Here is a 25,564-nt window from a genome sequence, read left to right as displayed (position 1 = left end):
CTGTTGACACAAGTATTATCGCTAAGTGATCGCCACTTTTCTAAATTGTGTCGACTTTTTTTATAGCGTCACGATGGTCACCCCGGAGCCGCCTTCGTTCATCGCACCCAAACGGAACTCTTCGATTAAGGGGTTTCCTTTAAGGTATTCATGAATGATCTCCCGGAGCCTTCCGGTGCCCTTACCGTGGACAATTACAAGCTGCTTGTTGCCTGAGAGCATCGCGTCACCGATCATCTTATCGACCAGATATAGCGATTCTTCGCCATTTTTCCCACGGAGATCAAGCTTTGTATCCATCACATGACGATCCACCTTTTTATAAGTGACCTTTTTCTCTTCCGGCTTAGCCAGTGCCGTTGAAACACTCAGATCGCCGACATCGACCTTAAGCTTGATCATCTCCGCCTGAATCATGGCTTTATTTTCATTGGGAAGCAGGTTTAAAACCTCCCCTTCCCGGCGCAGGCTGTTGATGTAAACCTTCATCCCAACGCGAAGGTCATCCATCTCCAGAGCCGCCCCCTGATAATTTTGGGGTCGGCTGCCAAATTGATAAATATTTTTTTCTTTTTCTTTAATCCGCTTGCGAATCGCTTCCAGTTCTTTATTATCTTTAACCGCATTGGTCGTGGTTTCCTGAATGGTCCTTATTTCGCGATAAATTTCTTCGGTTTCGGCTCGCGTTTTTTTAACAATTTCCATCGCTTCTTCCTGAGCTTTTTGGAGCAGTGCTTTTTGTTCGTCGGCAAACTGCTGCTTTTGTCGATCCATTTGCCCTTTCAGAGCTTCGGTTTCCTGCTTCAGGCGAATGATGGCATCATGCTCGGCTTCAGTACGACGACGCTTTTCATCAATTTTAATCAGCGTTTCTTCAAAGCGGATGGCCTCATTCTTGATCAGTTCCCGGGCATTTTCAATGACCTCTTCACCGAGCCCCAAACGCATGGCGATTTCAAAGGCGTTGGATTTTCCCGGCACCCCAATTAACAGACGATAGGTCGGCCTCAGGGTTTTGACATCAAATTCAACACTGGCATTGACTACTCCCGGAGTAACCAGGGCGTATTCTTTCAGCTCGCTGTAATGGGTGGTCGATACACTGGTTACCCGGCGCAAATGCAGAGCATTAAGAATCGAAATGGCCAGCGCTGCTCCTTCGGTGGGGTCAGTGCCGGCACCCAGTTCATCAAACAATACCAGCGCGTTATGGTCTGCCTTATTCATAATCTCGACAATATTGGTCATATGAGAAGAGAAGGTACTAAGACTTTGCTCAATGCTTTGCTCATCCCCGATATCGGCAAAGATATCCGCAAAAATCCGGGTTTTACTGCCCTCCCGAACCGGGACAAAAAGCCCCGACTGAACCATCAGGTTCAATAACCCGATCGTTTTTAAGGAGACCGTTTTCCCTCCGGTATTTGGCCCGGTGATGACCATGGTATCGATGTCATCATCAAAATAAATATCTGAGGCGACAACCTGATCATCGGGAATCAGCGGATGCTTGGCCCGTAACAGCAAAATGGCACCGGTTTCGGTGACACTGGTTCTGACGCCATTGATGGTCAGGCCATACTTGCCTTTGCCAAACTGAAAATCCAAATCCACCAGGACATCATAATTACAAATAATTTCATCCCGCAAATCGGCCACCTTCTGGGTGAGATCTTTAAGAATCCGGACGATCTCCTGTTCTTCTTCGGTGACCAGGATTTTGATATCGTTGTTTAGTTCCACCACGGCCATCGGTTCAATAAAAAGGGTTACGCCGCTAGCCGACTTATCCAGAACAATCCCGGGAACCTGGCTGCGGTATTCCTGCTTGACAGGAATAACATAGCGATTGTTGCGGATCGTAACGATTTTTTCCTGAAGTATTTTTTCATAAGCGGTTGAACTGATCATATGGCTGAGTTTTTCGGTAATTCGCTTGTATTTAAACTGCATCTCCCGCCGAATCCGCGACAGTTCCCGGGAGGCGTTATCCGCCATTTCTTCTGGTCCCAGAATTTTTCGGCTTATTTCCTTTTCCAGTTCTTCACAGGTTTCCAGAGCGGCAAACAGATCCTTTAGTAACACCAGGGTATCCATCTGCGTATCGCCATGATAATAATTGTCCATGTCCCGGGCGATCCGCAGTAAGGTCGCAATCGACAACAATTCTTTCATCGACAGCATTGAGCCAATCGCCGCCCGCTTGACATAATCGCTGGTATTGGGTACCTCCGCTAAGGGTGGACGACCATTGCGAAGAATCATCCCCAGACTTTCGTTGGTTAAATCAAGGCCCCGATTAACTGCCGTCAGGCTTTCCATCGGCAACAGATGCTTCGCCTGCTCCTTCCCACCCTGGGTAACACAATATTCTCCCAGACTTTTTAATATTTTATGATATTCCAAGACCTTCAAACTTCTTTGATCCATTTATTTCACTCCTCTATTTCACGCCTCGTTTAAAACTTCCCCGGGTGGTGCCTTCGGTTCCAAGCCCTTCCGGAAGACCCCAATGCTTATCATAAATCCCCTGGCTGTAATAGCCGATAAGGGTTCTTAATTTTTCCATGCTTTCGTTGCGGTGGTTAATTCGCCAGGTATCGACGGCTTTGAGTGCCAGGATTTCTTCCCTTAAAAACAAGATATCGCCATTATAAATATGAATCAGACCCTGAGCATCCCTTTCAGCCGGAAAACCAAACCCCCGTTCATCCACCAATTTCCCGGTCATTTCCTGATGACACAAACCGGTTTTATTCTTTTCTGGACAGGATTTACAACCAAACAAACATTTTTTACTGACCATCAGCTCCTGAACACCGTATACCGGTAACACCGTTTGGATAGCTGAATTTATTGTCATTTCGGCAAGCTCTGCTTCATTTAATTCCGGCGATAACACACCACCACCAACGCCCCACTCGTTTAACGCCCGGGTTGCCAGGGTATTAAAGAGGTTAAATGATTGATCCGCCTCTAAATAAAGATTTTCATTATTTAGCAGATGAAGGGCTTCATAGTTACCGATTAAGAAGCCATCCGGTTTCATCGCTGCGCCTAATAATCGGGATAATAATCGCCGGGTCTGTTGGGTCAGATCATCATCCATAATCTTAGGCGTTTTAAGTAACACCTCAACACCTAAATCTTTAAGGAGCGCTATTTTATCAGTCACCGCTTCACCAAATAAGGGCAGCACGACTTGATCCAATCCCAGTCCATCCAATCGCTGTAAAAACAGGCTATCCGGCATTTTTTCAAATGCCAGTGAAACCCGTTTTGGGGCGTTATCTTGTTCAGAGCGCTGTTGCTCTAGTCGTTCCGACTTGCCTTTTAATTCCTGTTCCAGCGGAACTATGGTGATTGATTGATCTAAATTGCCGATCTTTTTGTCATTTGTTTGCGCGTCTGCCAACACCTCCGCCAATTTAAGTAATACTTCTTTCCGCAGCGTATTTAACTGGCTGCGGGATAGAAAAATCCGATCATCCAACGCCATGGAAATGGTACCCAGTTCGTAGCCGGTGCCACCAATTCGGGAAATCTGCTCCCGGACCATCGCCTCATCAATGGGATTTTTCAGCGGTACTTCGGGACAGAAAGCGGCTGTATAAGTGACCGAATACTCCTGGGTAACAGCTACTATTTCAGCCGGTTTACCACGCTTGAGAAGCAGTTTAAAATTCACTGCAGCACCGGGTTGTTCAAGCGATTGAGAGCCCTGTTGTTTAAGGTTATCCATTAAGTTTTTATCGAAGTTTTTATAAATCGGTGTTCCAGGTGAAGCTGCGTAGCGACTGGGAATGGCTACGGTTTCGCCACCGTAACCTTTTTCCAGTCGCCGACCTTCCGGGGTAAAAAGCGCATCCACTTTGGCACCGCTTTTTCCGTCCTCGCCAAAGGATAAGCCATCTCCGACATGAAGCTCAGCCTGCTCATAAAGGCGAATCCCCAAGGGCTGATAGGCACTTTTTTTATTCTGGTTTTTTGCTGTTTTAGGTAAATTGACAATCTGACCAATTAAAACGCCCCGATTCTTACCCACCTGAGCATTTAAAAGTGCCGCTTCATTAAAAAGATGTCCGCGGGTGAAATCCCGATTAAACACCTGCATTACCGCCTGATCATCGATTGTTTTTTCACCCGTCTCTCCAGCAGCGGCATCAATGGCTTCGCGATAGGCTCGGGTAATCCCATAAACGTATTCCGGCGTTTTCATCCGGCCTTCTATTTTTAGCGAATCCACTTCTGAGGCGATGATTGTCTCCAGGTCATCTAAGGTGTTTAAGTCCTTGGGACTGAGGAGATAGCCTTCCTGGATCAGGCGATTGCCTTCATCAAAAAGTTTATAAACTTTCCGGCAGGGCTGAGCACAGAGACCCCGGTTACCACTGCGACCGCCGATCATGCTGCTCATTAAGCATTGACCAGAATAAGCATAACACAAGGCTCCATGGGAGAATATCTTTAATTCCACTTCGACTTTTTTCTTGATTTCAGCTACCTGAGTTAAAGGCATTTCCCGGGGCAGAACCACTCGCGAAAATCCTTGTTCCTGAAAAAACAACACCCCTTCCAGCCCATAAACGGAAGCCTGGGTACTGGTCTGGAGCTTGAATTCCGGAAAATAGTGACGGATCAAATAAATAAGTCCGATATCCTGAACAATCAGACCATCCAGATTAAGATCTTTTAGAAAATTAAGGGTGTTAACCAATTCACTCATTTCACTATTTTTAATTAATATATTCAAGGTGATATAGACTTTCACCTGATGCTTCTGACAAAGGGCAACCGCTTCCGTTATTTCTTCGTCTGTCATATTTTTGGCGTTGCGACGGGCATTAAAGGATTTGCCACCAAAATAGACTGCATCCGCACCACCATTGATGGCCGCAATGACCGCTTCTCTTGTTCCGGCAGGTGCCAGCAGTTCTGGTTTTTTATTCATTTTTACCTCATGTTCCTGTTAATTAATGTTTTACGTAACTTCTATGCAATTGATTATTATAACATAAGTATTTAAAATAAAGAAGTTCTGAAAAGTGATTAAGAATTTCAATCACTGTTCAGAACTTCAAACTAACTGATTATTTTATTCCCAGCATCTCCAAGTATTAAGGACATAGGGGCCCATTTCAACAGCACCAAAGATCTTTATCTGAATCTATAGCATTGCCTGAAAACAAAGCTTATGATTTAATTGAGGTAGTTGCTGCTGAAAGCGTGAGTTGCTGATACGAAGGCTGACAAAACCGTTGATATCCAAAAATCAGTAAGCCCAGCAAGAGGACAAAGCTAATAACATAACTGGTGTAAACCACCCCCAGATCATTAAACTGCGGCAGCAACAGGGCGCACCATAAAATCCGAACCAGGCAGTAGGCAATCAATGAGGCAATCATCGGATAGCCTGTTTTTTTGAAACCGCGAATCGCTCCGATTAGCACTTGATTAATAGCATAGAGAAAATATAAGGGAAAAATCGTAACGACAGCCTGCTTTCCATTGCGAATGACCTCGGGATCATTGGTGAACCAATTCAATAAGGAGTTGGAAAACTTCATCAATAGTAAAGATCCAACCAGTGTAAAGACCCCCGCCGCGAGGATACTAATACCAATGCCACGCCGAATCCGTTGCGGTTTTTTTGCCCCAAGATTCTGACCAACAAAGCCCGTAACCGCCATCCCGAAAGAAAAGGCAGGAAAATATAAAAACCCTTCAATCCGGGCAAAGACACTCATTCCAGCAATGGCAGCAGCACCGAAACCATTGATGTAAGTTTGAATAACCAACGATGACAGGCTCATAAAGATTGCTTGCAACCCCGAAGGGGTACCAATCCGCATCATTTCAGGAATCAACGACAACTTAACGGCATCTTTGCTAAAGGATGGACGATACTCAAAAGGCAGGCACTGTAGCTTATTAATCATCAGCAGGGCCAGCAGCCATTGGGCAATCAGGGTAGCAAGGGCTGCACCGATAATACCCATCTGGCCGAAAAAGATAAATAGAACATCCAGTAAAACATTGATTAAAGTGGTAATTCCCAACAAAATCAAGGCCGAACGAGTATTGCCTAACGAGCGGAGAATCGCCATGCCAATCTGGTAAATTAATTGCGGAATCAACCCAAAACAACAGACTTCTAAATACATTTTTGCTCCAGTAAAAATAGGTTCCGGCGTTTTTAGAACTTCAAGGTAAAAAGGAATGGCCCCACGCCCTAGAAGCGTCAGCAGGCTTCCTGCCACCCCCCCGATAACAAGTGCTGTGGTAATACTTTGTTTCAGCGCTGTGTACTGACGACTTCCAAAAAGATTAGCCGTTAAAACACTGATGCCTGTGGACAGGCCAATAAAAAAATTGAGCGCAACAGACAAAAAAAGTCCTGCAATACCTACTGCCGCTAATGCTTCACCGCCAGCGTATTGACCAATTAGCATACCATCAACAAGGCTGAACACCTGTTGGAGAATCTGCGTTAGTAATAGCGGCAATGTGAAGATAAAAAGAACTTTGGGAATCGAGCCACGTGTAAGATTCTGTATTGTTTTTCCGGATTGAAAAGATTGCATAAAAAAACCTCCATAGTTATGATATCATGGTGGTTTTTTTTTAGATATTACCAATAATTTATGACATTGTGATAAGGATTTCTTATACCAGTTCAGATTTCTTAGTGTTTTCCCGCTGCAGCACGTGGCGGACAAAATCCAGAAATGAATCAGCCAAATCGGGAAGGCTCTCACCTTCCCGACTAATGATCCCAAAGGTGACCTTTTTTTCAAAGCCATGGATCTTAATCCGTTCAAAATCATATTGCCGATAAACATCTTTCAGCCAGTAGCTACCGAGATTGGCCAAATCGCTTTGTTTTAGCAACTGGATCATCGCATGGTCACTGTTGGTAACCACAGCACGGTTGATATTAAATCCGCACTGACTTTTAGGTACCAGGCTTTCGAGCAGATCTTCCAGCGTAAAATAATCATCTCGAAGCTGTACATACTTCAAGGTTTTAAGGATATCTGGAGCAATTACTGATTGTCCATAAAGGGGGTGATTCCTGCCGACGTATAGCACCATATCGGTTAAGAGCAGCGACTCAAAAACAAGCCGCTTTTGTTTTAACAAATGCTGTAGTGCCCGGCTTTTGTTGTCGGCTACAAAAATAAAACCAAGATCTGCCGCTTTGTCTGAAACCAGGGCGATCATTCTCTCAATTCCACATTGAGTGTAGTCGATACAAAAATCACTTGCCCGATTAAGGGTATAGAAACGGGCCAGCAATGCAGCCATATTACTGCTGGGATTAGTGGCGATTTTTAACTGCAATTGGTTCCCTGAATGCGCGGCCGCTGTAATCAGGGCCGCATTCTTTAAGAGATTAGCGCTATAATCGTAGATCCGTTTTCCGGCATCAGTTAGTTCCACCCCCTTTGATTTCCGGTGAAAAAGCTGAACCCCCAGTTCATTTTCTAAGGCACGAATGACCATACTGACATGAGGTTGGGTGGTATAGAGCACTTCTGCTGCCTTTGTCAGCGACTGAAGTTCCGCACAGGTCTGAAAATATGTCAATTGTTTGATTTCCATGGGCATTCACCTTTATTCTCGTCTATTTACTTAACGGGTGCTAGCAATTGTATTAAATGACACCGATTAAAGCCGTTTAATAACCACCCCATTTCACGATCTTGTCAAGATGGATCATCTGGGTTAGCTACTTCAATCTTTTTATTATACCGTAAATGCAACACCACCTCAATAAAAACACCCGGGAATCTTAAAGAACCATTATCAACCACCATTAATCTGCCCTTTCGCCGGGAAAAACTGGCTCACTATTTGTCGGCGGATCGCAGTGCTATCTCCCGGGAATTAATGCGAATGGAAAAGGATGGATTAATTCAGGTGACGCGTAATCAAATTTCACTGTTTTACATGCTTTCCCCACCTAATTAACCAAATAAAGTCTTTTAGCTTGGTATTAATTAACCAAGCGATTGATGCGCTGGTAAAATTACATTACTTCATCAATATGTTTATTCCTCTTGAAAAATCAGGGTAAAAAAAGTATGATAAAAATATAAAATGTTCAGATATGATTCAGATTAATCAATAAATTTAATTGCAAACTGTATAAGTTGAATTAGAACAGGTTACAAATTGAACGGGTTAGAAATTAAACTGTGTGCTGCCGGCGAGCGAGGGTCTGACCCCTTAGTCGCCATGTGACCGCCCTAGATCATGTTTTATGCAACTTATTTTGAAGGAGAAAGGAAGTTTTATCAATGAGAATTTCAATCCTGACCCTGGGCACCCGTGGTGATGTCGAGCCCTTTATCGCATTAGCAAAAAAAGCCCTGGAAAAAGGGCATCAAGCTGTCATCTGTACCGGAAAAACATTTAAACCCTTCATTGAAAAAGCCGGAATCGAATTTAAAGAAGCTGCCAGTGATCTCATGGCAATGCTGGAAACCGAGGAAGGACAAATGGTTTTTGCACATGCCGCGACTCATCCACTTCGCACCAAAAAATATTTGGACGAGGTGGTTAACCCAGCCTTTCGACAAACCCTTGATCAGTTCTACGAAGCAACCCAGGGGGCGGATGTGATCCTCTATCATCCCAAAGTCTTTGGTGCCCCGGATATTGCCGAGGCTCTTAACATTCCCTGTATCAGTATCCCTCCGGTTCCGATTACCTTTCCGATTGATGAATTTCCCAACCTGGCCATCTCTGCTACCAGAAATTTCGGCAAGCATTTCAACCGCTGGAGCTATTCGGTGATGGCTCAGGCCGAGCGATCAAGTATTAATGAGGTGAATGACTTTAGGGAAAAAACCCTTCATCTTCCCAAACGCAAAAGCGGACGCTATACCTTTTCCCTTAATGGTCAAGACATCCCGATTATTTATCCGATTAGCAAGGCCTTGTTTCCGGAAGTAACTAGCTGGGAGGGTCGGGTGCTGACACCTGGATTTTTTTATCGTCATTCACAAAAAGAGCAACTTGATTCTAGAATCACAGCCTTTTTAAGTGCCGGACCAGCCCCCATTATCATCTCGTTTAGTAGTATGCCCTTAAAATCTCCAACCCAGTTTAAACGCAATCTCCAGGAAGCCCTTTTATCCACCCACTCACGGGGCATCCTTTTAACTGGCAACAGCGGCTTGCATTTTGATGAAGATGCGGATCTGCTAACGATCGATGCAGCACCGCATTTATTGCTGTTTCCCCATGGCAAAGGGATCGTCCATCATGGCGGCGTGGGAACCATGGCGGCCGCCATCAAAAGCGGAAAACCGCAGCTCATTATCCCCTTTTCGGTGGATCAACCCTTCTGGGCCAACCGACTCTATCAACAGGGGTATGCTTTAAAACCGCTAAAGGAAGCCCAGGTCACAACACGCGTGCTGATCCAACGCTTCATCCAGTTTGAAGAAGAAGCCATCCAATCAAAGACGCATGCACTAAAAAGCATTATCGATGGGGAAAATGGAACCGAAACTGCACTTGCCTTTATTGAGAACCATTGCCAAAACAATACTTGACGGGCCGTCTATCAATCAATTTACATTTTAACCCATTTAAAAAGCAGCTCAGGTTATCATAACCCGAGCTGCTTACATGATTCATCACATGATTTATATTTCTTTATTCAACATGATAATCCTCATAACCCTTTTTAACTTTTTTAATTTGAGTAAAGGTTCGTTTCATACCAATCGATTGAATTACCAAAAATAGGCCAAAGATACCAAAAGCAATCCCGACAATCATGACGATAATTGTCGCCGGGCCCATCGGATTAATAAAAGCATAGATGCCAAAGCCAATCAAAGCCACACCCATAACAATTTTCACCATTCTACCCACTGATCCGGAATTTGCCGAAATAATCAGTAGAAAGATGCCCGTAATAATCGCCCAAATGCCGACGATGATAATAAAAAATGCTACAATTACATTGGGAGCCAGTAAAAAAATTGCACTGATGATTAAATCAAAGATACCTCTTCCCAGACTAAAACCCGTGTTGGCACCATATTTTTGACGGATCATCAGCGCCGTAACGATATAAATAACGGCCATGATGCCGCGATATACACCAAAAACAAAAACCAGTAGCGTAATGGCATGATTGCTAAAAAAAATAGCAAATATGGCCAGCGCAATAAAACAAAGCCCATCCAGTAGCATCAGCCACCACTTGCCATAAGACCGTTCCAGGATATCAATCCCCAGGGATTTCGCTTCACTTTGATTCATAGAATAACCTCCGTTTTTTTGCTGTTCTTATTCTTGTTCCAGTGCTGCAACAACGCGATCAAAAACCTGTCCAGACCGCAATTTAACCGGGTTACAGCCAGCGACCTCATCACGATGGTGTTTTTTTATATAGTCGCAATCCAAACTGCCGAATTCTTTTTCAAATTCTTCAACCAGAAGTTTTGCCGCTCTGGTCATTTTGGCCTGATCCGATGGTCTCTCATCTGTATACATGGCACTTAAAGCAGCTAATGAACCCGAAAAAGCGCCACAGGTTCTTTCTGAATAGAATCCGGCGCCAAAGCCCTGAAGCATCCGAAAACTTTCTTCGGGAAGGTTTATTTCGTACTTGTCATTGGCTCCCCGAAGGAGAACCTCGGCACAATTCATGTGATAAAGGGGCTGTTCTTCTACCGGTTTTTCTTTTCCGAACGCATTATAAATTTCGACATATTTCTCCATTTTTCCTCCAGCTAATTTAATTTTTGAAACAATAAGAGGCACATCAAGAGCAAATTATCGTTTATACTTCTAATTCTACTCAATAAGATATACCCATTATTGATTTCAATACGCATACGATGCATAAAATTCCAGGTTTCTTTTTTCCGAATTCAGTTATTTAGCGATTGCTTTTTAATTTTTCAACCATGTCCAGCCGTTCCCAGGGCAAATCCAGATCGGTTCGTCCGAAATGACCATAGGCCGCTGTTTGTTTGTAAATAGGGGCTCTCAAACCTAGGTTTTTAATAATCGCGGCTGGTCTTAAATCAAAATTTTCCTGAATCAGCGTAACGATTTTATCATCATCAATTTTGCCAGTCCCAAAAGTATCCACGTAAATTGACACCGGTGTCGCCACACCGATGGCATAAGCCAACTCAACCTCACATTTATCTGCCAGACCGGCAGCAACAATATTTTTTGCCACATGTCGGGCTGCATAGGCACCGGACCGATCCACCTTTGTGGGATCTTTTCCAGAAAATGCCCCACCACCATGACGGCCATAACCGCCGTAGGTATCAACAATAATTTTTCGGCCGGTTAATCCACAATCACCCTGTGGTCCGCCGATGACAAACCGCCCGGTGGGATTAACAAAATACTTCGTATCGGCGTCCAGTAAGGCCGGATCAATCACGACCTTAATTACTTTTTCAATCATGTCCTTCTCAATGGTTTCTGAAGAAACATCGGTACTATGCTGAGTAGAAATAACCACGGCATCAATCCGTGTTGGCACCCCATCATTGTATTCCACCGTTACCTGGGTTTTTCCATCCGGACGTAAATAGTTTACGATTTTTTCTTTGCGGATATCGGTGAGTCGTTTGGCCAGTTGATGGGCTAGTGATATTGGCAATGGCATAAGTTCCGGGGTTTCATTGCAGGCAAAGCCAAACATCATCCCCTGATCACCGGCACCAGCAGCCAGATCAGCTTCTCTTGATTCACCTTTTCTTGATTCCAGTCCTTCATCCACACCCATAGCAATATCGGTTGATTGCTCATCAATGGCTGTAACGACTGAACAGGTATCACAATCAAAACCATATTTTGCCCGATCATAGCCAATTTCACGAACAGTTGCTCGGACAATTTTAGGAATATCCACGTAGCAAGACGTCGTAATCTCGCCGGCAACCAGTACCAAACCAGTTGTTACCAGTGTTTCACAGGCCACTCGAGCCATCGGATCCTGTGCGAAAATGGCATCCAGAACGGCATCGGAAATTTGATCAGAAATCTTATCGGGATGGCCCTCTGTCACCGATTCTGAGGTAAATAATTTTTTCATTTTGCTCTCCTTTTTTAATGTAATGTCCATTTACCTGATCGCTTTTATGATAATCACGAACGTTGATAATGAAAAAGCCTCGTCTAACGACGAGGCTAATGTTCACATTAAATCCCATCATTGCGAAAATATCGCAGGTATTGGCACCATACATACGCTGGTTGCCGGGTTTCATCGGGCCTGTCCCTCCACCTCTCTGGATAGGTAAATATTCAATTACTTTTTTTTATCATACACATCATTATTTTTTTTGTCAAGTACTTTATTTACGACTAAAGTTTTCCGCTCGTTTTATCGTTTGATTCAAAGCTCTTTGTTTTAAACGATAAGAGGTGTTTAACTATAAGACGGTACAACCGTCATCCGTTATCACCACATCATCTTCAATCCGAATACCGATGCCAAGCTTTTCCAGATATAAACCCGGTTCCACCGTCATTACCATTCCCGGTACCAAAATTAAATCGCCCTCCGGTCGCAAATCATGGGTATCCAAACCCAACGGATGACCAATCCCATGATAATAAAATTCTGTGATATCATTATTTTCGGGAACAAAACCGGCACGACAGCATTTCTCCAGAAACAGTTCCTTCGTCAGTTGCTGTAAATCTTTCATCACTGCACCCGGTTTGTAGGCGACAATCAGTTCCTTTTGAACGGCTTCCACAATTTCATAGAGCTTTTCCTGCTGCCTAGACATTTCTCCACTGACCGGAAAGGTCCGACTTAAGTCGCCGCAATAACCATCCACTCTGGCGCCCAGATCAAAGAGAACCAAATCCCCTGATTTTAACTGACAGTGATTGGACACATAATGCAAAACGGTGGCGTTTTGTCCTGATGCGACAATGGTTTCAAAGGCCAATCCCTCAGTTCCTTCTTTTTTTACATAATATTCAAAGAAAGCAGCCAGCTCATATTCGTAGGTACCGGATTTAATGAATGCCTTCATTTCTTCGATGCCTTTTTTTGTAACCGCATTGGCTTTCGCGATGGCACGCATTTCTTCCTCGCTCTTAATCAGTCGCAAGCCCGCTAAAATGGGATGAAGATCCTTTAACTCGGATTGCTTTAAGATCTTTTTAAGCCCCTCATCGGTGGTTTTAAAACTCTGATGTTTAGGCGTTTTAAAATCAAAATAGACGGTTTGAACCGCTGCTGCACGGGCAATCTCCTTAGGTAAATCTTTAACATAATAAACTTCATCAATGCCTGAAACCGCTTTTGCTGCATCGCGATTGATCTTCTTACCCACCCATTTTTCTTTTAATGGATCGGCCGACTCAATAAAGAGTTGATAAGCGCAGTCATTATGATGGTTTTTTATTATCACAAGGACCACCTCCGGCGCTCTTATACCGGTTAGATAATAAAAATTATTGTTGGCAAAAAAGGGATAACTGGCATCCGCCGTCATCTCTATTTCCCGGCCTGAAAATAAAATGGTAAGACTGTTGTTCGCCAGTCTGTCTGCCAATTTCTTTCTGTTTTGTCGATAAAAATGCTGTGATAGTGCCATCACTTCTCCTACTATTTAAAATAACGACAGGCCGGCTGCCACCAATGCGGTAACAATCACACCTGCCGTTGCTGAACCCAGAACTACCGAGATCATACTGTGCTTAAAATCCAGTCCGATCAGTGAAGCAGCCAGACACCCGGTCCAAACTCCTGTTCCCGGCAAAGGAATCGCCACAAAGATAAATAAGCCCCAAAACTCATACTTCGTCAATTTATCCGATTTTTTCATTCCTTTGGCAATAATCCAATTCGCCATCTTCCCGAAAACCTTGGTTCCCGACATCCATTTCAGGATGGCTGGAATAAACAATAAGATAAACGGTGCCGGAATAATACTCCCCAACACACCTAATAAATAGGCTTGCAGGTAGGGCATATCATAAGCTAAAATTGCCAGAGGAATGGCACCTCTTAGTTCAACAATGGGAATGGCAGATATGACAATGATTTCCAGCCAATCCGGTAAAAATGCCAAAAAACTAATAATTGCCTGTTTCATTTAAACAAATCTCCTTTTAATCTCTTCTGTTAAGTGTTAGAATGACTATAGAAAGCCATTAAGACTATATTGTACCTTTTATGAAAGACTTTGACAAGTGCTGAAACGTGACGCTTTACTTTAGCATCAAAATGAAAACAGGAGTACACCATGAAAAAAATTCTTGGTCCCCTTCGCCGGGGTATTGAAAAATATCAGATGATCAAACCCGGAGACCGCATTGCGATTGGTCTGTCCGGAGGAAAAGACAGCACGGCACTACTTTATGCCATGAAACGCTTTCAATACTTTTCGCCAGTCCCCTTTGAACTGGAAGGGATTACCCTGGATATGGGCTTTGACGGCATGGATCTGACCCCATTAGTGGATTTATGTGCCCGACTAAAGGTTCCCTACACCATCAAAAAAACCACTATCGGCCCGATCATATTTGAAGAACGACAGGAAAAAAATCCCTGTTCACTGTGTGCCCGCATGAAACGTGGTGCTCTTCATGATCTGGCCATCGAGCAAGGCTGCCGAACTGTCGCCCTGGGCCATCATGCCGATGACGCCATCGAGACTTTTTTTCTCAGCCTGTTTTACGAAGGCCGGATCAACACCTTTTCACCGGTTACCTATCTGGATCGAAAAGACATCACCCTGATCCGTCCCTTAATTTTTGTTAAGGAACGGGACATTATCGGAGACCCGGAAATGAAAGATCTGCCGGTAATCCAAAGCACCTGTCCCGCCAATGGCTACACCAAACGAGAAGACATCAAACAGATGATTAAAAACCTCCGCAAAACCATCCCGGATCTGGATGACCGGGTTTTGGGAGCTATCCAAAACAAGGAACAATTGAATCTGTGGTTTTAAACTGGTTTAAAACGATCGATAAAACGTCACGCAGTACCAACAATTGTTACATCATGTTGTTTGCATCGGTTCGGCAGTCTACAGGAACTTAAAGAAATTTTAATGATTTTTTATTATAGTAAGCTAAGAAAGCAGGTATGAAAATGAATGAGAAAATACTCGTTGTCGATGACGAAGCATCGATTGTTGATTTAATAAAACTGGAACTGGAATTTGAAGGTTATCAGGTGGAAACCGCCAGCGATGGTATAGAAGCTGTCGAAAAAGCATTAGCGGTCCGTCCGGATCTTATCGTGCTGGATATTATGCTACCAAAGAAAAACGGTTATGATGTTTGTCGGGAGCTGTCTCCCCAATTGGGCGTTCCAATTATTCTTTTAACCGCCAAAACCGATATCATTGACAAAGTCTTAGGGCTGGAACTGGGCGCTGACGATTATCTGACCAAACCCTTTGATAACCGCGAACTGCTCGCCCGAATCAAAGCGCATCTCAGACGTTCAACAATTACCATTGAACCTCAAAAACAGGAATCGCTGTTAAAAAATGGTGACTTAAGCATTTATGCTGATGAACGAATGGTCTTGTTAGAAGGAAACGAGATCCATCTCACTCCCAAAGAATTTGAATTGCTCTTTTTGCTGGCATCCAATTTGGAGCAGGTTTTCCCCCGCGATACACTACTTGAAAAAATCTGGGGATATGATTATTACGGCGACACCCGAACAGTTGATATGCACGTTCAGCGCATCCGACGAAAAATTGACACCCAGGGCAATAAATACATCCAAACTGTTTTTGGAATTGGATATAAAATGAGGAAACTTTAATGCAACTAAGCTATCGGGTTCGAATGATCTTATACAATATCCTACTTTTTGCTTTTGCATTCTTAATTGTTGTATTTTGTGTTTTTCAAGGAACCTCCTACTACTATATTAACCAAACAAAAGACACCTTGCAAAAAACAGCCCAGGACTCCACCTTACTGATCAGTCAGGAATTAAAAAATGTTCAGAGCCCGGATTCCCTTAAAAACCGATTTTTTACCAATAGTCTGTATCTTTCAAAAAGCATCGCCGAAAGCAAAAATCACCGGGTCGTGCTTTTTGATGACATGGGAAATCGCATTGCCGATTCGCTTGAAGAAACAACCCTTACCAATACACTAAAAACAGAGGTTGATCTTGCCGTGGCTGAAAATGCATCAGTTTTTACCTTAAAGTCCATTAATGATGCCCATATGGCGTATTTTGCGTCTCCGATTATAATTGATAATACCGTGGTCGGTTACATTGGTTTCATCGATTCAATGCACGAAATGGACAACTTTTTACGTATTGCCGGGATCCTTTTCGGGATTGGTGGCGTAATTGGTCTGATGGTTATGATTTTTGTAACCATGACCTTTTCCAAGCACTTTTTTCAGCCCATCAAAGATTTGACTAAAATATCGAATGAAATCAATCACGGTAATTATAATTTAACGATTTATTATAAACACACCGATGAAATCGGGGATCTGACCCATGCCTTTAACGGCATGGTTACCAATATCAACAGTGTTATCCTGCAACTGGAATCAGAACGAAAACGGCTGGCCGGGGTTCTGGCTTCCATCGATGATGGGCTTTTGGCGATTGATAAAAACGGTAATATTATCACTTCAAACAGTTATATAAAAACTTATTTTAATGTGAGCAACCCCAAAACGATTTATGATTTTCAGTATCAATCTTTTTTGCGGGATATTTTTGACAGCCTTAAAAACGGCAAAGACCATATATCTGAAGAAATTGACTGCAACAACCGGAATCTGCTGTTGATTGGCAGTCCCATCCGGGAAAAGGGTTTTGAAGAAAACTATATGATCATCATCCGTAATATGACCGCTGCTCGCCATATTCAGGAAGAACAGCGGAAATTTATCAGCAGTGTTTCTCACGAATTGCGTACCCCTCTAACCACCATCATTGGATATACCGACATGCTCACCCGGCGACAGGTCGCCGATCCGGAAATTCTTAACCGCTCGCTGAACACCATCAATCGGGAGGGGCATCGACTGCTGCGACTCGTTGATAACCTTTTAAACGTCAACAAGTTTGATAAAGCTGAGTTTGATTTTAAGAAAACGAACCTGAATATTGTTTTGCTTCTTTCCGAGGTGGTTGAACAAATGCAGATTAAGGCCAGTCAATCCGATATCGAAATTAATTATGTATCTGAAGATCTTCCTGAAATCCTGGGGGATTATGACCGACTCCAACAAGTCTTTATCAATATCATCCATAATGCCATCAAATATTCAAACCGTGGTGAAATTATTGATGTCATTTCAGCTATTGAGGATAATCACATCGTCGTATCGATCCGCGATTATGGACCGGGGATTTCAGAAATTGAACAAAAACGGATCTTCAATGCTTTTTATCGGGTTGAAGAGGATCGTTCCCGGGGTTATGATGAAGGTGGCTCCGGCCTGGGCCTTTATATTGTAAAACAGATTGTCGAAAAACATGATGGAAAAATTGACATTGTCAGTCAAGTGGGCGAAGGGACCAATATTATTGTGACACTTCCCATTTTGTCCGTCTTAATTTATGGAGGTGAAACCGATGAAAAAAGCAAAAAATAGAGTCCTTGTCTTTTGTTTTGTTTTATTGAGTTTGTTTATCACCAGTGGTTGCCAGAACCTCTTTATTCCTGTAAATGTACCGGTTGTTTTACGAAATAACCCAACCTCAAATGACCCTTTGCCACAGCAAGTTAGCATTCAATCTTATACTATGATCGCCCCCGGAATCGTACAGGATATTACCAATAGCGGAAATAATCTGATCCTTTTTACTTTTGGGACCTTCTATAATATTGACACCTATACTATTGAAACGATGCAGTTGTCCTCATTTGTCAATTCTGACAAAAGACCATTGAGCGCCTTTTATGATACCTTTGACACAGGTATTTACTATGCCGAAAAATTAGTCGATCCCTTAACGGGCAGCATCGACACTCAGATTGTCTGGTCGGACGTCAACAAAAACACGACCCGGATCATTTCCCTGCCGGAAGAAAATGTTATCCAGCGCTTTGGTATTGGCGATTCCGGCCAGGTGGTCTATGCCAATAACACAAGTCAGATTGTAAAGGCCGACAGTGAAGGGAATCGACAGATTTATAAGCTTCTTAACAACTATAATATCCTGGCCGTTGACTATATCAATAAAGAAAAGGTCGTCGTGTTTATGGCAACCGACCCCCAGAATGAAGAACGAACGAATCTATACTATGCAAAATTAGATGATGCTTCTTCTGAATTGTCTTCCACCCTAATTGCTGATAATGTGAGCAGTTTTGATATTAACGACTTAAACAATCAAGTGGTCTTTGTTAAAAACGGCGGCGACTCCCAAACGATCCGTACCTGGGATACCAACGCGACAAACTCAAGCAGTATCGCAGACGGTAGTTTTGGATCAGTCCGCTTTACGCCAAACGGTGAGCGCATTGTCTTTACTCAGACAACACCAAATTCTGATGCTCAATCCAAGTCGATCTGGATCATGGATACAAGTGGTAAAAATCCGCTCCAGCTCACGGCACCACTTAGCGTAAATTCAGAGATTATTTGTCACCCTTACAAATCCATGCTTTTTTTCTCAGTCGAAAAAAGCTCAAACAGTATTAACTCAACCGATGATCATACACTATCCCAAACCTATCAACTCACCTATAAAATTGACTGAATCCAAAAAGCGATTGGTATCATATGATACCAATCGCTTTTTATTAAGTATTTAATTAATTCTACTTCGTTTGAACCCGGCCCTGATAAACAACCCCACGGATGGGATCAACTGAAATAAGTTTCCCATGTTCAAGGATTTCCAACGCTTTAACAACATTGACAATAACCGGAATATCATAATGAAGTCCGGCAATGGCACCTTCCGAACTGAGTCCACCTTCTTCCGTAATAATTGCCGATGCCAACAGTAAGATCTGACTAAGCTCTGGTGTCAGGGTTTTCACCACTAAAATATCACCTTCCTGAAAGTCATCCAGATTATCAGAAGTAATGAGTTTAGCAAGGCCAGTCACTGAGTTTTTCCCAATGCCGACCCCATTAATGATGGCATTTCCGACGGTATGAACCTTAATCATATTGGTATTTCCCTGAACACCTAAGGGCACACCTGCAGCAACGATGGCGAGATCTCCAAATTGCACATAGCCCTGCTCCATTGCTTTTTTTACCGCATCCATAATCATACTGTCAGTGTCCTTAAATTCCGGCGTGTAAATACAATTGACTCCCCAAACCAGGGCCAGACGGCGAATCGTTGTCACCTTATCAGTAACCGCCAGAATCCCGCAATCAGGACGGTATTTGGAAATCATCCGGGCCGTATGACCTGAAGATGTGGCTGCGATAATGGTCTGTGCATCGAGTTGTTCAGAAATCTGACACGCCCCTTCGCTAACTGCATTCGTAATGCTCAGTTCCCCATGATCCGGTTTTTTACGACGGGCGTACTCTTCCGAATCTTCGCTTTTTACGACAATATTAAACATCGTTTTTACAGACTCTATCGGATAAGATCCCGCTGCTGTTTCACCTGATAACATCACGGCATCTGTTCCATCAAACACGGCGTTAGCCACATCACCAACCTCAGCTCGGGTCGGTCTGGGATTTCGCATCATCGAATCGAGCATTTGAGTTGCGGTAATAACGGGTTTCCCGACAAGGTTGCATTTTCGAATAATGCCCTTTTGAACCAGTGGTACATCTTCTGCCGGTATTTCTACCCCCAGATCCCCTCTGGCAACCATAATTCCATCGGAAACATTAAGAATTCGGTCGATATTCTCGACACCTTCCTGATTTTCAATTTTAGAAATAATGTCAATCAAATCTCCGCCATTGCGTTCTAAAACCTTTCTGATCTCTAATACATCATGGGGTTTTCTCACAAACGATGCCGCCACATAATCGACTCTTTGCTGGATTCCAAAAATAATATCACCGCGATCTTTTTCTGTTAAAGCAGGTAATTCAATGCTCATACCTGGTAGGTTGATACTTTTTTTGCTGCCCAGCGTTCCACCATTTAAAATCGTGCAGACCATTTCATTATTAAAAACATCTTCCACTTCCAATTGAATTAATCCATCATCGATGAGAATCCGACATCCCGGCGATACTTCATTGGGAAGATTTTCATGGGAAATACTGAAACGTTTTTCGTCACCCTGGATAATTTCGGTGGTTAGTGTTACCTTTTCTCCGGCAACCAGTTCTACCTGTCCGGCGCTCAGTTCTCCAGTTCTGATTTCGGGTCCCTTGGTATCCAACATAATCGCAACGGGAATCCCCAGCTCTTTACGTACTTCTTTGATCCGCTTAATTCTGGCCGCATGTTCTTCATGACTACCGTGCGAAAAATTGAGTCGTGCCACATTCATCCCATTGAGAATAAGTTCTTTTAATATTTCCTTTGTATCTGCTGCTGGTCCTAATGTGCAGACAATCTTAGTTTTTTTCATTTTCTACCTCTTTTCTAATTTAATCTCTCTCTATAAAATAACAAACATAAAAATCTTACTGATCAGCACCATCGTTATTGTTTATAACGCTGGTATAACCCGATTTACACGATGTTTGTTTTTATGAATCGCTCAAATGGATAATACCGAAGCCATATCATAAATATCCTGTCGGAAAATCTTTGGCATCGCCAGGGCTTCTTCGATCGGAATATCCAGATACGAGCCACATCGCTGGGCCATCACTGTTCCCGTTTCTTTCTTTATAATACTTAATACCGCATTATAACCCATAAAACTGGCCAGGTTCCGATCCATATTCGACGGTGATCCCCCTCTTTGAATGTAGCCCAAATTTGTCCCCTTCGTTGTTACCTGGGTTTTTTCTTCAATCTTGACACAGTAATCCCGGTAATTACCGCAGCCTTCTGCTAACATGACAATACTATGAAGTTTCCCCCGATCTTTCCCCTGCAGCAGTCGCAAACAAATCGCATCCAGGTCGGTTTCAACCTCCGGCAAAATTAAGGCCTCTGCACCTCCGGATAATCCCGAGTAAAGGGCGATATCGCCGCATTTTCGGCCCATCACCTGAACCACATTAATGCGATTATGGGAGTAGGTGGTATCTCTGATTTTGCTGATCGCATCCAGGGCTGTTGTTACGGCCGTATCAAAGCCGATGGTATAATCGGTAAATCCCAGATCATTATCAATGGTACCGGGAATACCCACCACGCTGACCCCTAATTTCTGGAGTGCCAGGGCACCATTCATGCTGCCATCACCACCGATAATAATCAGATGGTCAATGCCATATTCTTCCAGCACTTTGGCACCTTGCTTAACTCCCGCCTCGGTTGCAAAAAACTCACTTCTGGAGGTCCTGAGGATTGTTCCCCCCCGCTGTAGAATATCCGCTACCGAATAAACACTAAACGGTGTAATGTCGCCTTCCAGCAAACCTGCAAAGCCCCGATTAATCCCATAGACCTCAACCTTATTAAAGATTGCTGTTCGCACAACGGCCCGGATTGCTGCATTCATGCCGGGGGCATCGCCTCCGCTAGTTAAAACTCCAATTCTCATTTTTATTTTACCTCCACATTTTTTATTCCTAAAATTTGTCCTAATTCAGTGATCAGGGTTTCTTCAAGGGTAACCCATAAGTCTTTATTGGCCCCAAAATGCTTACCTTCGTTTTTTAAGTATAACACCACCGGCACCGATCCCGGATACTTAATTAGAATCGATTTTACCGATTTTATCAAGGCTTTTTCTGTTAAATCCCCTAAACTCAAAACCAGCTTTTGGCGCTTTTGGACTCCGTCATTGTTCTCATATGGCGCTTTGTTTTCGGTTACAGCCAGGTTTTGTTTGTTCTTAGACGGTTCTCCGATGGGATAGATCTGAGCTGCAATCACCGAGGTTCGAGCTTCTTCATTGTAATTGATTCGCCCCTTGATCACCAATGGCTGATCTTGTTTTAAATAACGACGATACTCATCATATGTTTTCGGAAAAACAACCACTTCGATACGCCCATAAAGATCTTCAAGGGTTAGAAACGCCATCATCTGGCCTTTCTTTGTCATCATCGTTTTGCTCTCCACAATTAAACCACCAATACTGACTTGCTGTCCGTCCCGAATACCAGCATCTTTTAAATCCTGATAGCTGTCAACACTGCTGGAAAACAAGGTGACGGTTTTTTTTAAGATATCTTCATATTTTTCCAGTGGATGACCGGTAACGTAAAGACCTAAAACCTCTTTTTCCAATGCTAACCGTTCTTCTTTGGAAAACGGCTCTTTTTGAGGGAAATGATCCTCCTTCAGCGTTGTCAGTTCCTGTGATCCACCCAGTCCGGCCATATCCAAAAGGGACATCTGTCCGGAAATGCGATCTTTCTTTTCTCGCTGAACCTGATCGACAATCAGTTCAGCAATGGCCAGCATTTGCGCCCGGCTGTTGCCGATGCCATCAAATGCCCCGCCCTTAATAAGGCTTTCGATGCTGCGCCTGTTTAAGGATTTCAGGTCCACCCGCTCACAGAAATCCCGTAGATTCAAGAAATTGCCCTTGGCTTTGCGTGCTTCAATAATAGCGGCAATGGCATTTTTACCGAGCCCCTTAACGGCTCCCAAACCAAAGCAAATCGAATTACTAGAAACACTAAACTTCTCGTAGCTTTCATTAATACTGGGTGGTAATACATGAATACCCATTTTTCGGCAATCTTCTATATATTTCGCCACTTTTTTCTCATCATCCATAATACTCGACATTAAAGCCGCCATAAACTCGGTGGGATAGTAGCACTTCAACCAGGCAGTTTGATAGGCGACAACGGCATATGCCGCCGCATGGGATTTATTAAAGGCGTATTTTGCGAAATCTTTCATTTCTTCAAAGATTTTTTTTGCCGCCGCTTCTGATACCCCCCGGCGGATGGCACCGTCAACTAGAACTTTTCCGGTTTGATCGACTTCACCATGGATAAAAACCAGACCCTCGGCCTCCATCACGCTAATCTTTTTCTTGGACATGGCCCGTCTGACCAGGTCACTTCGTCCCATTGAAAAACCAGCCACATCGCGAAATATCTGCATCACCTGTTCCTGATAAACCATACACCCATAAGTGACGTTGAGGATATTCTCAAGAATGGGATGATCATAGGTAACCAGAGAGGGGTTTTTCTTGTTTTCAATATAGCGTGGAATCTGATCCATCGGCCCAGGCCGATAAAGTGAGATCCCAGCGATAATATCTTCAAAACTACCCGGTTGGAGTTCCTTGATAAATTGCTGCATGCCCCGGCTCTCCAATTGAAAAACACCCAGGGTGTCGCCTTTTGAGAGCATTTCATAAACCTTGACGTCATCCATTTCCAGACTGTCCAGATCCAGACGACGACCAGTGCTATGTTCAATATGCTCCAGGGCATCGCGGATCACCGTTAAGGTTCGCAGGCCCAGAAAATCCATTTTGAGCAGGCCCAGATCTTCCAATAAACCCATCGGAAACTGAGTTGTGATTACATCATTGTTTCGATAAAGCGGGATATATTCAACCAGTGGCAAATCTGAAATGACCACCCCGGCGGCATGCGTCGAGGCATGCCGGGATAAACCTTCAATGGACTGAGCGGTCTTAACCAGCTTGGCAATATCGGCATCTGAATCTTCCATTTTTTTAAGTTCAGGATTTTCTTTTAAGGCTTGTTCAATGGTGATATTGACCCCTGGATGAATGGGTATTTCCTTGGCCACCCGATCGACCAGGCTGTAAGGCATATCGAGTGCCCGGCCAACATCCCGAAGCGCACCCCGTGCCGCCATGGTTCCAAAGGTGATAATCTGAGCCACCCGGTCTTCGCCATACTTGTTCACCACATAATCGATAACTTCCTGACGCCGTTCGTAACAAAAATCCACATCAATATCCGGCATTGTTACCCGCTCCGGATTTAAAAAACGTTCAAACAGCAACTGATACTTAATCGGATCGATGGTGGTGATTTCCAAACTATAGGCAACCAGGCTGCCGGCAGCACTTCCCCGTCCGGGCCCAACCATGATCTGATTGTCTTTAGCATATTTGATAAAATCCCAAACGATGAGAAAATAATCATCAAAGCCCATCGTGTGAATGGTTTCCAATTCATATGCCAGACGATCTTGTAATTCTTTGGTCAGCGTTTGGTATTTTTTTACCAATCCTGCCATACACAGACTTTTTAAATAGTCTCTGGCCCTTTCACCGGGAGGCAATTCAAACTGCGGCAGATGGGTTTTTTCCAGGTCAAAGCTGACCTGACAGCGCCTGGCAATGCGATTGGAATTTTCAATGGCTTCGGGCAGATCAGCAAAGAGCTTACGCATTTCTTCCTGACTCTTTAAATAAAATTCATTGTTGGGAAAACGCATCCGCTTTTCATCCGAAACGGTGGCTGCGGTCTGAATGCATAATAGAATGTCATGGTTTTCACTGTCTTCCTTGTGGACATAATGGACATCGTTCGTCGCCACCAATGGAATGCTCATTTTTTTTGATAACTGAATCATCCGCTCGTTTATCAACGCTTCTTCCCTGAGACGATGATCCTGAATTTCCAGGAAGAAATGATCTTTACCAAAAATATCCTGATAAACCCGACAACGCTCTTCTGCTCCAGCCAAATCATTGTTTAGGATCAATTGCGGAATCTCACCAGCGATACACGCAGACAAGCAAATAATACCATCGCTGTATTTTCTTAAGCAGTCATGATCCACTCTGGGCTTATAATAAAACCCATCAATAAAACCTTTTGAAACAATCTTCATGAGATTTTTATACCCAAGGTTGCTTTCTGCTAACAAAATGAGATGAGCTCGTTCTTTGTCATAGACGGGATCCTTGTTTTCAAGGCCTCTTGGAGCAACATAAACTTCACAGCCGATAACCGGATGAATTTTTTCCTTTAAACAGGCCTTATAAAAATCAACGGCACCAAAAAGCACCCCATGATCGGTAAGCGCAATACTCTCCATGCCACTTTCCGCCACCGCCTTAACAAGCTCGTTGATCCTGCCAAAACCATCTAATAGACTATATTCGCTATGCACATGAAGATGTGTAAACTGTTTTTCCATCTTTTCTTTCACTTTACTGTTAAAATTTAATTTCATGTTTTTCTAATTATTTCCGATTTCTTTAATTTTTATTATAACATAGATTCTTAAAAATAAATAGACATTTTGTCCCAGGCGGTTGAAATTGATCCCAGCAGCCGCGGCCTATCTATTTTCTACATTATATACTATTTTGCACTGATTATTCATTTTCATTTTAAATGATTTATTTCAACCGTTTTTTTTATTTGTTATTTATTTAACATTATTTTTTACTGGTAATCCTTTACATTATTTCAGAGTTATGTTAATATATGTTTGTAAACAATTTTACCTTTGCTTACGAAAAGATTCACTAATTTCATATATTGGCAGGAGTTATGGAGGGCCGTACTTTCGTTTTTACATTAAGAGTTTTTACAT

General features: G+C 43.2%; 18 protein-coding genes and 1 riboswitch. Of the genes, 6 read left to right on the top strand and 12 right to left on the bottom strand.

What is annotated here, in order from left to right:
• Positions 1-60: 60 nt before the first annotated feature.
• The 4 genes from DOZ58_RS17030 to DOZ58_RS17015 form a co-directional block, all read right to left on the bottom strand.
• Entirely contained in the window at positions 61-2,430 is a 2,370-nt protein-coding gene (locus tag DOZ58_RS17030) for an endonuclease MutS2 (protein WP_111889394.1), read from the bottom strand.
• A 13-nt stretch (positions 2,431-2,443) separates the two neighbouring features.
• Positions 2,444-4,951, bottom strand: coding sequence for a U32 family peptidase (locus tag DOZ58_RS17025; protein WP_111889393.1), 2,508 nt, complete (start codon positions 4,949-4,951; stop codon positions 2,444-2,446).
• Between the two features lie 241 nt (positions 4,952-5,192).
• Positions 5,193-6,584, bottom strand: coding sequence for an MATE family efflux transporter (locus DOZ58_RS17020; protein ID WP_111889392.1), 1,392 nt, complete (start codon positions 6,582-6,584; stop codon positions 5,193-5,195).
• A gap of 82 nt (positions 6,585-6,666) precedes the next feature.
• Positions 6,667-7,605: a LysR family transcriptional regulator gene (locus DOZ58_RS17015; RefSeq protein ID WP_162624558.1), complete on the bottom strand. Its 939-nt coding sequence runs from the start codon at positions 7,603-7,605 to the stop codon at positions 6,667-6,669.
• Positions 7,606-7,695: 90 nt separating this feature from the next.
• Between DOZ58_RS17015 and DOZ58_RS19335 the strand changes: the two genes are divergently transcribed.
• Positions 7,696-7,974: a helix-turn-helix domain-containing protein gene (locus tag DOZ58_RS19335; RefSeq protein WP_111889390.1), complete on the top strand. Its 279-nt coding sequence runs from the start codon at positions 7,696-7,698 to the stop codon at positions 7,972-7,974.
• Positions 7,975-8,303: 329 nt separating this feature from the next.
• Positions 8,304-9,566 carry a glycosyltransferase gene (locus tag DOZ58_RS17005; protein WP_111889389.1) on the top strand — a complete coding sequence of 421 codons (1,263 nt, stop codon included), beginning with the start codon at positions 8,304-8,306 and terminating at the stop codon, positions 9,564-9,566.
• Between the two features lie 103 nt (positions 9,567-9,669).
• Here DOZ58_RS17005 and DOZ58_RS17000 read toward each other — a convergent pair whose 3' ends face one another.
• The 5 genes from DOZ58_RS17000 to DOZ58_RS16980 form a co-directional block, all read right to left on the bottom strand.
• Positions 9,670-10,284 carry an HdeD family acid-resistance protein gene (locus DOZ58_RS17000; protein ID WP_111889388.1) on the bottom strand — a complete coding sequence of 205 codons (615 nt, stop codon included), beginning with the start codon at positions 10,282-10,284 and terminating at the stop codon, positions 9,670-9,672.
• 27 nt (positions 10,285-10,311) lie between these two features.
• On the bottom strand, positions 10,312-10,746 hold the full coding sequence (locus DOZ58_RS16995; protein ID WP_111889387.1) for a C-GCAxxG-C-C family protein: 435 nt from the start codon (positions 10,744-10,746) through the stop codon (positions 10,312-10,314).
• A 160-nt stretch (positions 10,747-10,906) separates the two neighbouring features.
• Positions 10,907-12,085 carry a methionine adenosyltransferase gene (gene metK, locus DOZ58_RS16990; protein ID WP_111889386.1) on the bottom strand — a complete coding sequence of 393 codons (1,179 nt, stop codon included), beginning with the start codon at positions 12,083-12,085 and terminating at the stop codon, positions 10,907-10,909.
• A gap of 111 nt (positions 12,086-12,196) precedes the next feature.
• A riboswitch (SAM riboswitch) is annotated at positions 12,197-12,292 on the bottom strand.
• A gap of 133 nt (positions 12,293-12,425) precedes the next feature.
• Positions 12,426-13,607 (bottom strand): aminopeptidase P family protein, encoded by a 1,182-nt coding sequence (locus DOZ58_RS16985; protein WP_111889385.1) that lies wholly within the window; start codon positions 13,605-13,607, stop codon positions 12,426-12,428.
• 15 nt (positions 13,608-13,622) lie between these two features.
• The gene (locus DOZ58_RS16980; RefSeq protein WP_111889384.1) at positions 13,623-14,108 is read right to left on the bottom strand and encodes a small multi-drug export protein; all 486 of its coding nucleotides are present in this window, start codon (positions 14,106-14,108) and stop codon (positions 13,623-13,625) included.
• Between the two features lie 150 nt (positions 14,109-14,258).
• Here DOZ58_RS16980 and DOZ58_RS16975 point away from each other — a divergent pair, with 150 nt between their 5' ends.
• The 4 genes from DOZ58_RS16975 to DOZ58_RS16960 all read left to right on the top strand — a co-directional run bounded on the left by DOZ58_RS16975 (position 14,259) and on the right by DOZ58_RS16960 (position 18,718).
• Positions 14,259-14,969, top strand: coding sequence for a tRNA 2-thiocytidine biosynthesis TtcA family protein (locus DOZ58_RS16975; protein WP_111889383.1), 711 nt, complete (start codon positions 14,259-14,261; stop codon positions 14,967-14,969).
• 143 nt (positions 14,970-15,112) lie between these two features.
• Positions 15,113-15,799 (top strand): response regulator transcription factor, encoded by a 687-nt coding sequence (locus tag DOZ58_RS16970; protein WP_111889811.1) that lies wholly within the window; start codon positions 15,113-15,115, stop codon positions 15,797-15,799.
• The gene (locus DOZ58_RS16965) at positions 15,799-17,607 is read left to right on the top strand and encodes an ATP-binding protein (RefSeq protein ID WP_111889382.1); all 1,809 of its coding nucleotides are present in this window, start codon (positions 15,799-15,801) and stop codon (positions 17,605-17,607) included. Before DOZ58_RS16970 ends, DOZ58_RS16965 begins: the two co-directional genes overlap by 1 nt.
• Entirely contained in the window at positions 17,588-18,718 is a 1,131-nt protein-coding gene (locus tag DOZ58_RS16960) for a hypothetical protein (RefSeq protein ID WP_111889381.1), read from the top strand. The genes DOZ58_RS16965 and DOZ58_RS16960 overlap by 20 nt, the downstream gene beginning before the upstream one ends.
• 61 nt (positions 18,719-18,779) lie before the next feature.
• Here the strand turns inward: DOZ58_RS16960 and pyk are convergent, their stop codons facing one another.
• The 3 genes from pyk to DOZ58_RS16945 all read right to left on the bottom strand — a co-directional run bounded on the left by pyk (position 18,780) and on the right by DOZ58_RS16945 (position 25,162).
• On the bottom strand, positions 18,780-20,522 hold the full coding sequence (gene pyk, locus DOZ58_RS16955) for a pyruvate kinase (protein ID WP_111889380.1): 1,743 nt from the start codon (positions 20,520-20,522) through the stop codon (positions 18,780-18,782).
• A 132-nt stretch (positions 20,523-20,654) separates the two neighbouring features.
• Positions 20,655-21,611: an ATP-dependent 6-phosphofructokinase gene (locus tag DOZ58_RS16950; protein WP_111889379.1), complete on the bottom strand. Its 957-nt coding sequence runs from the start codon at positions 21,609-21,611 to the stop codon at positions 20,655-20,657.
• A 2-nt stretch (positions 21,612-21,613) separates the two neighbouring features.
• Positions 21,614-25,162, bottom strand: coding sequence for a DNA polymerase III subunit alpha (locus tag DOZ58_RS16945; RefSeq protein WP_111889810.1), 3,549 nt, complete (start codon positions 25,160-25,162; stop codon positions 21,614-21,616).
• Positions 25,163-25,564: the final 402 nt, after the last annotated feature.

The sequence above is a fragment of the Acetobacterium sp. KB-1 genome (assembly GCF_003260995.1).
Classification (GTDB): domain Bacteria; phylum Bacillota; class Clostridia; order Eubacteriales; family Eubacteriaceae; genus Acetobacterium; species Acetobacterium carbinolicum.
This window is presented reverse-complemented; position numbering and strand designations above follow the sequence as displayed.

What these genes read in the sequence shown, in the direction of transcription:
- DOZ58_RS17030 (WP_111889394.1), bottom strand. Translation starts at nt 2,430, where the DNA reads ATGGATCAAAGAAGTTTGAAGGTCTTGGAATATCATAAAATATTAAAA.
- DOZ58_RS17025 (WP_111889393.1), bottom strand. Translation starts at nt 4,951, where the DNA reads ATGAATAAAAAACCAGAACTGCTGGCACCTGCCGGAACAAGAGAAGCG.
- DOZ58_RS17020 (WP_111889392.1), bottom strand. Translation starts at nt 6,584, where the DNA reads ATGCAATCTTTTCAATCCGGAAAAACAATACAGAATCTTACACGTGGC.
- DOZ58_RS17015 (WP_162624558.1), bottom strand. Translation starts at nt 7,605, where the DNA reads ATGGAAATCAAACAATTGACATATTTTCAGACCTGTGCGGAACTTCAG.
- DOZ58_RS17005 (WP_111889389.1), top strand. Translation starts at nt 8,304, where the DNA reads ATGAGAATTTCAATCCTGACCCTGGGCACCCGTGGTGATGTCGAGCCC.
- DOZ58_RS17000 (WP_111889388.1), bottom strand. Translation starts at nt 10,284, where the DNA reads ATGAATCAAAGTGAAGCGAAATCCCTGGGGATTGATATCCTGGAACGG.
- DOZ58_RS16995 (WP_111889387.1), bottom strand. Translation starts at nt 10,746, where the DNA reads ATGGAGAAATATGTCGAAATTTATAATGCGTTCGGAAAAGAAAAACCG.
- metK (WP_111889386.1), bottom strand. Translation starts at nt 12,085, where the DNA reads ATGAAAAAATTATTTACCTCAGAATCGGTGACAGAGGGCCATCCCGAT.
- DOZ58_RS16985 (WP_111889385.1), bottom strand. Translation starts at nt 13,607, where the DNA reads ATGGCACTATCACAGCATTTTTATCGACAAAACAGAAAGAAATTGGCA.
- DOZ58_RS16980 (WP_111889384.1), bottom strand. Translation starts at nt 14,108, where the DNA reads ATGAAACAGGCAATTATTAGTTTTTTGGCATTTTTACCGGATTGGCTG.
- DOZ58_RS16975 (WP_111889383.1), top strand. Translation starts at nt 14,259, where the DNA reads ATGAAAAAAATTCTTGGTCCCCTTCGCCGGGGTATTGAAAAATATCAG.
- DOZ58_RS16970 (WP_111889811.1), top strand. Translation starts at nt 15,113, where the DNA reads ATGAATGAGAAAATACTCGTTGTCGATGACGAAGCATCGATTGTTGAT.
- DOZ58_RS16965 (WP_111889382.1), top strand. Translation starts at nt 15,799, where the DNA reads ATGCAACTAAGCTATCGGGTTCGAATGATCTTATACAATATCCTACTT.
- DOZ58_RS16960 (WP_111889381.1), top strand. Translation starts at nt 17,588, where the DNA reads ATGAAAAAAGCAAAAAATAGAGTCCTTGTCTTTTGTTTTGTTTTATTG.
- pyk (WP_111889380.1), bottom strand. Translation starts at nt 20,522, where the DNA reads ATGAAAAAAACTAAGATTGTCTGCACATTAGGACCAGCAGCAGATACA.
- DOZ58_RS16950 (WP_111889379.1), bottom strand. Translation starts at nt 21,611, where the DNA reads ATGAGAATTGGAGTTTTAACTAGCGGAGGCGATGCCCCCGGCATGAAT.
- DOZ58_RS16945 (WP_111889810.1), bottom strand. Translation starts at nt 25,162, where the DNA reads ATGGAAAAACAGTTTACACATCTTCATGTGCATAGCGAATATAGTCTA.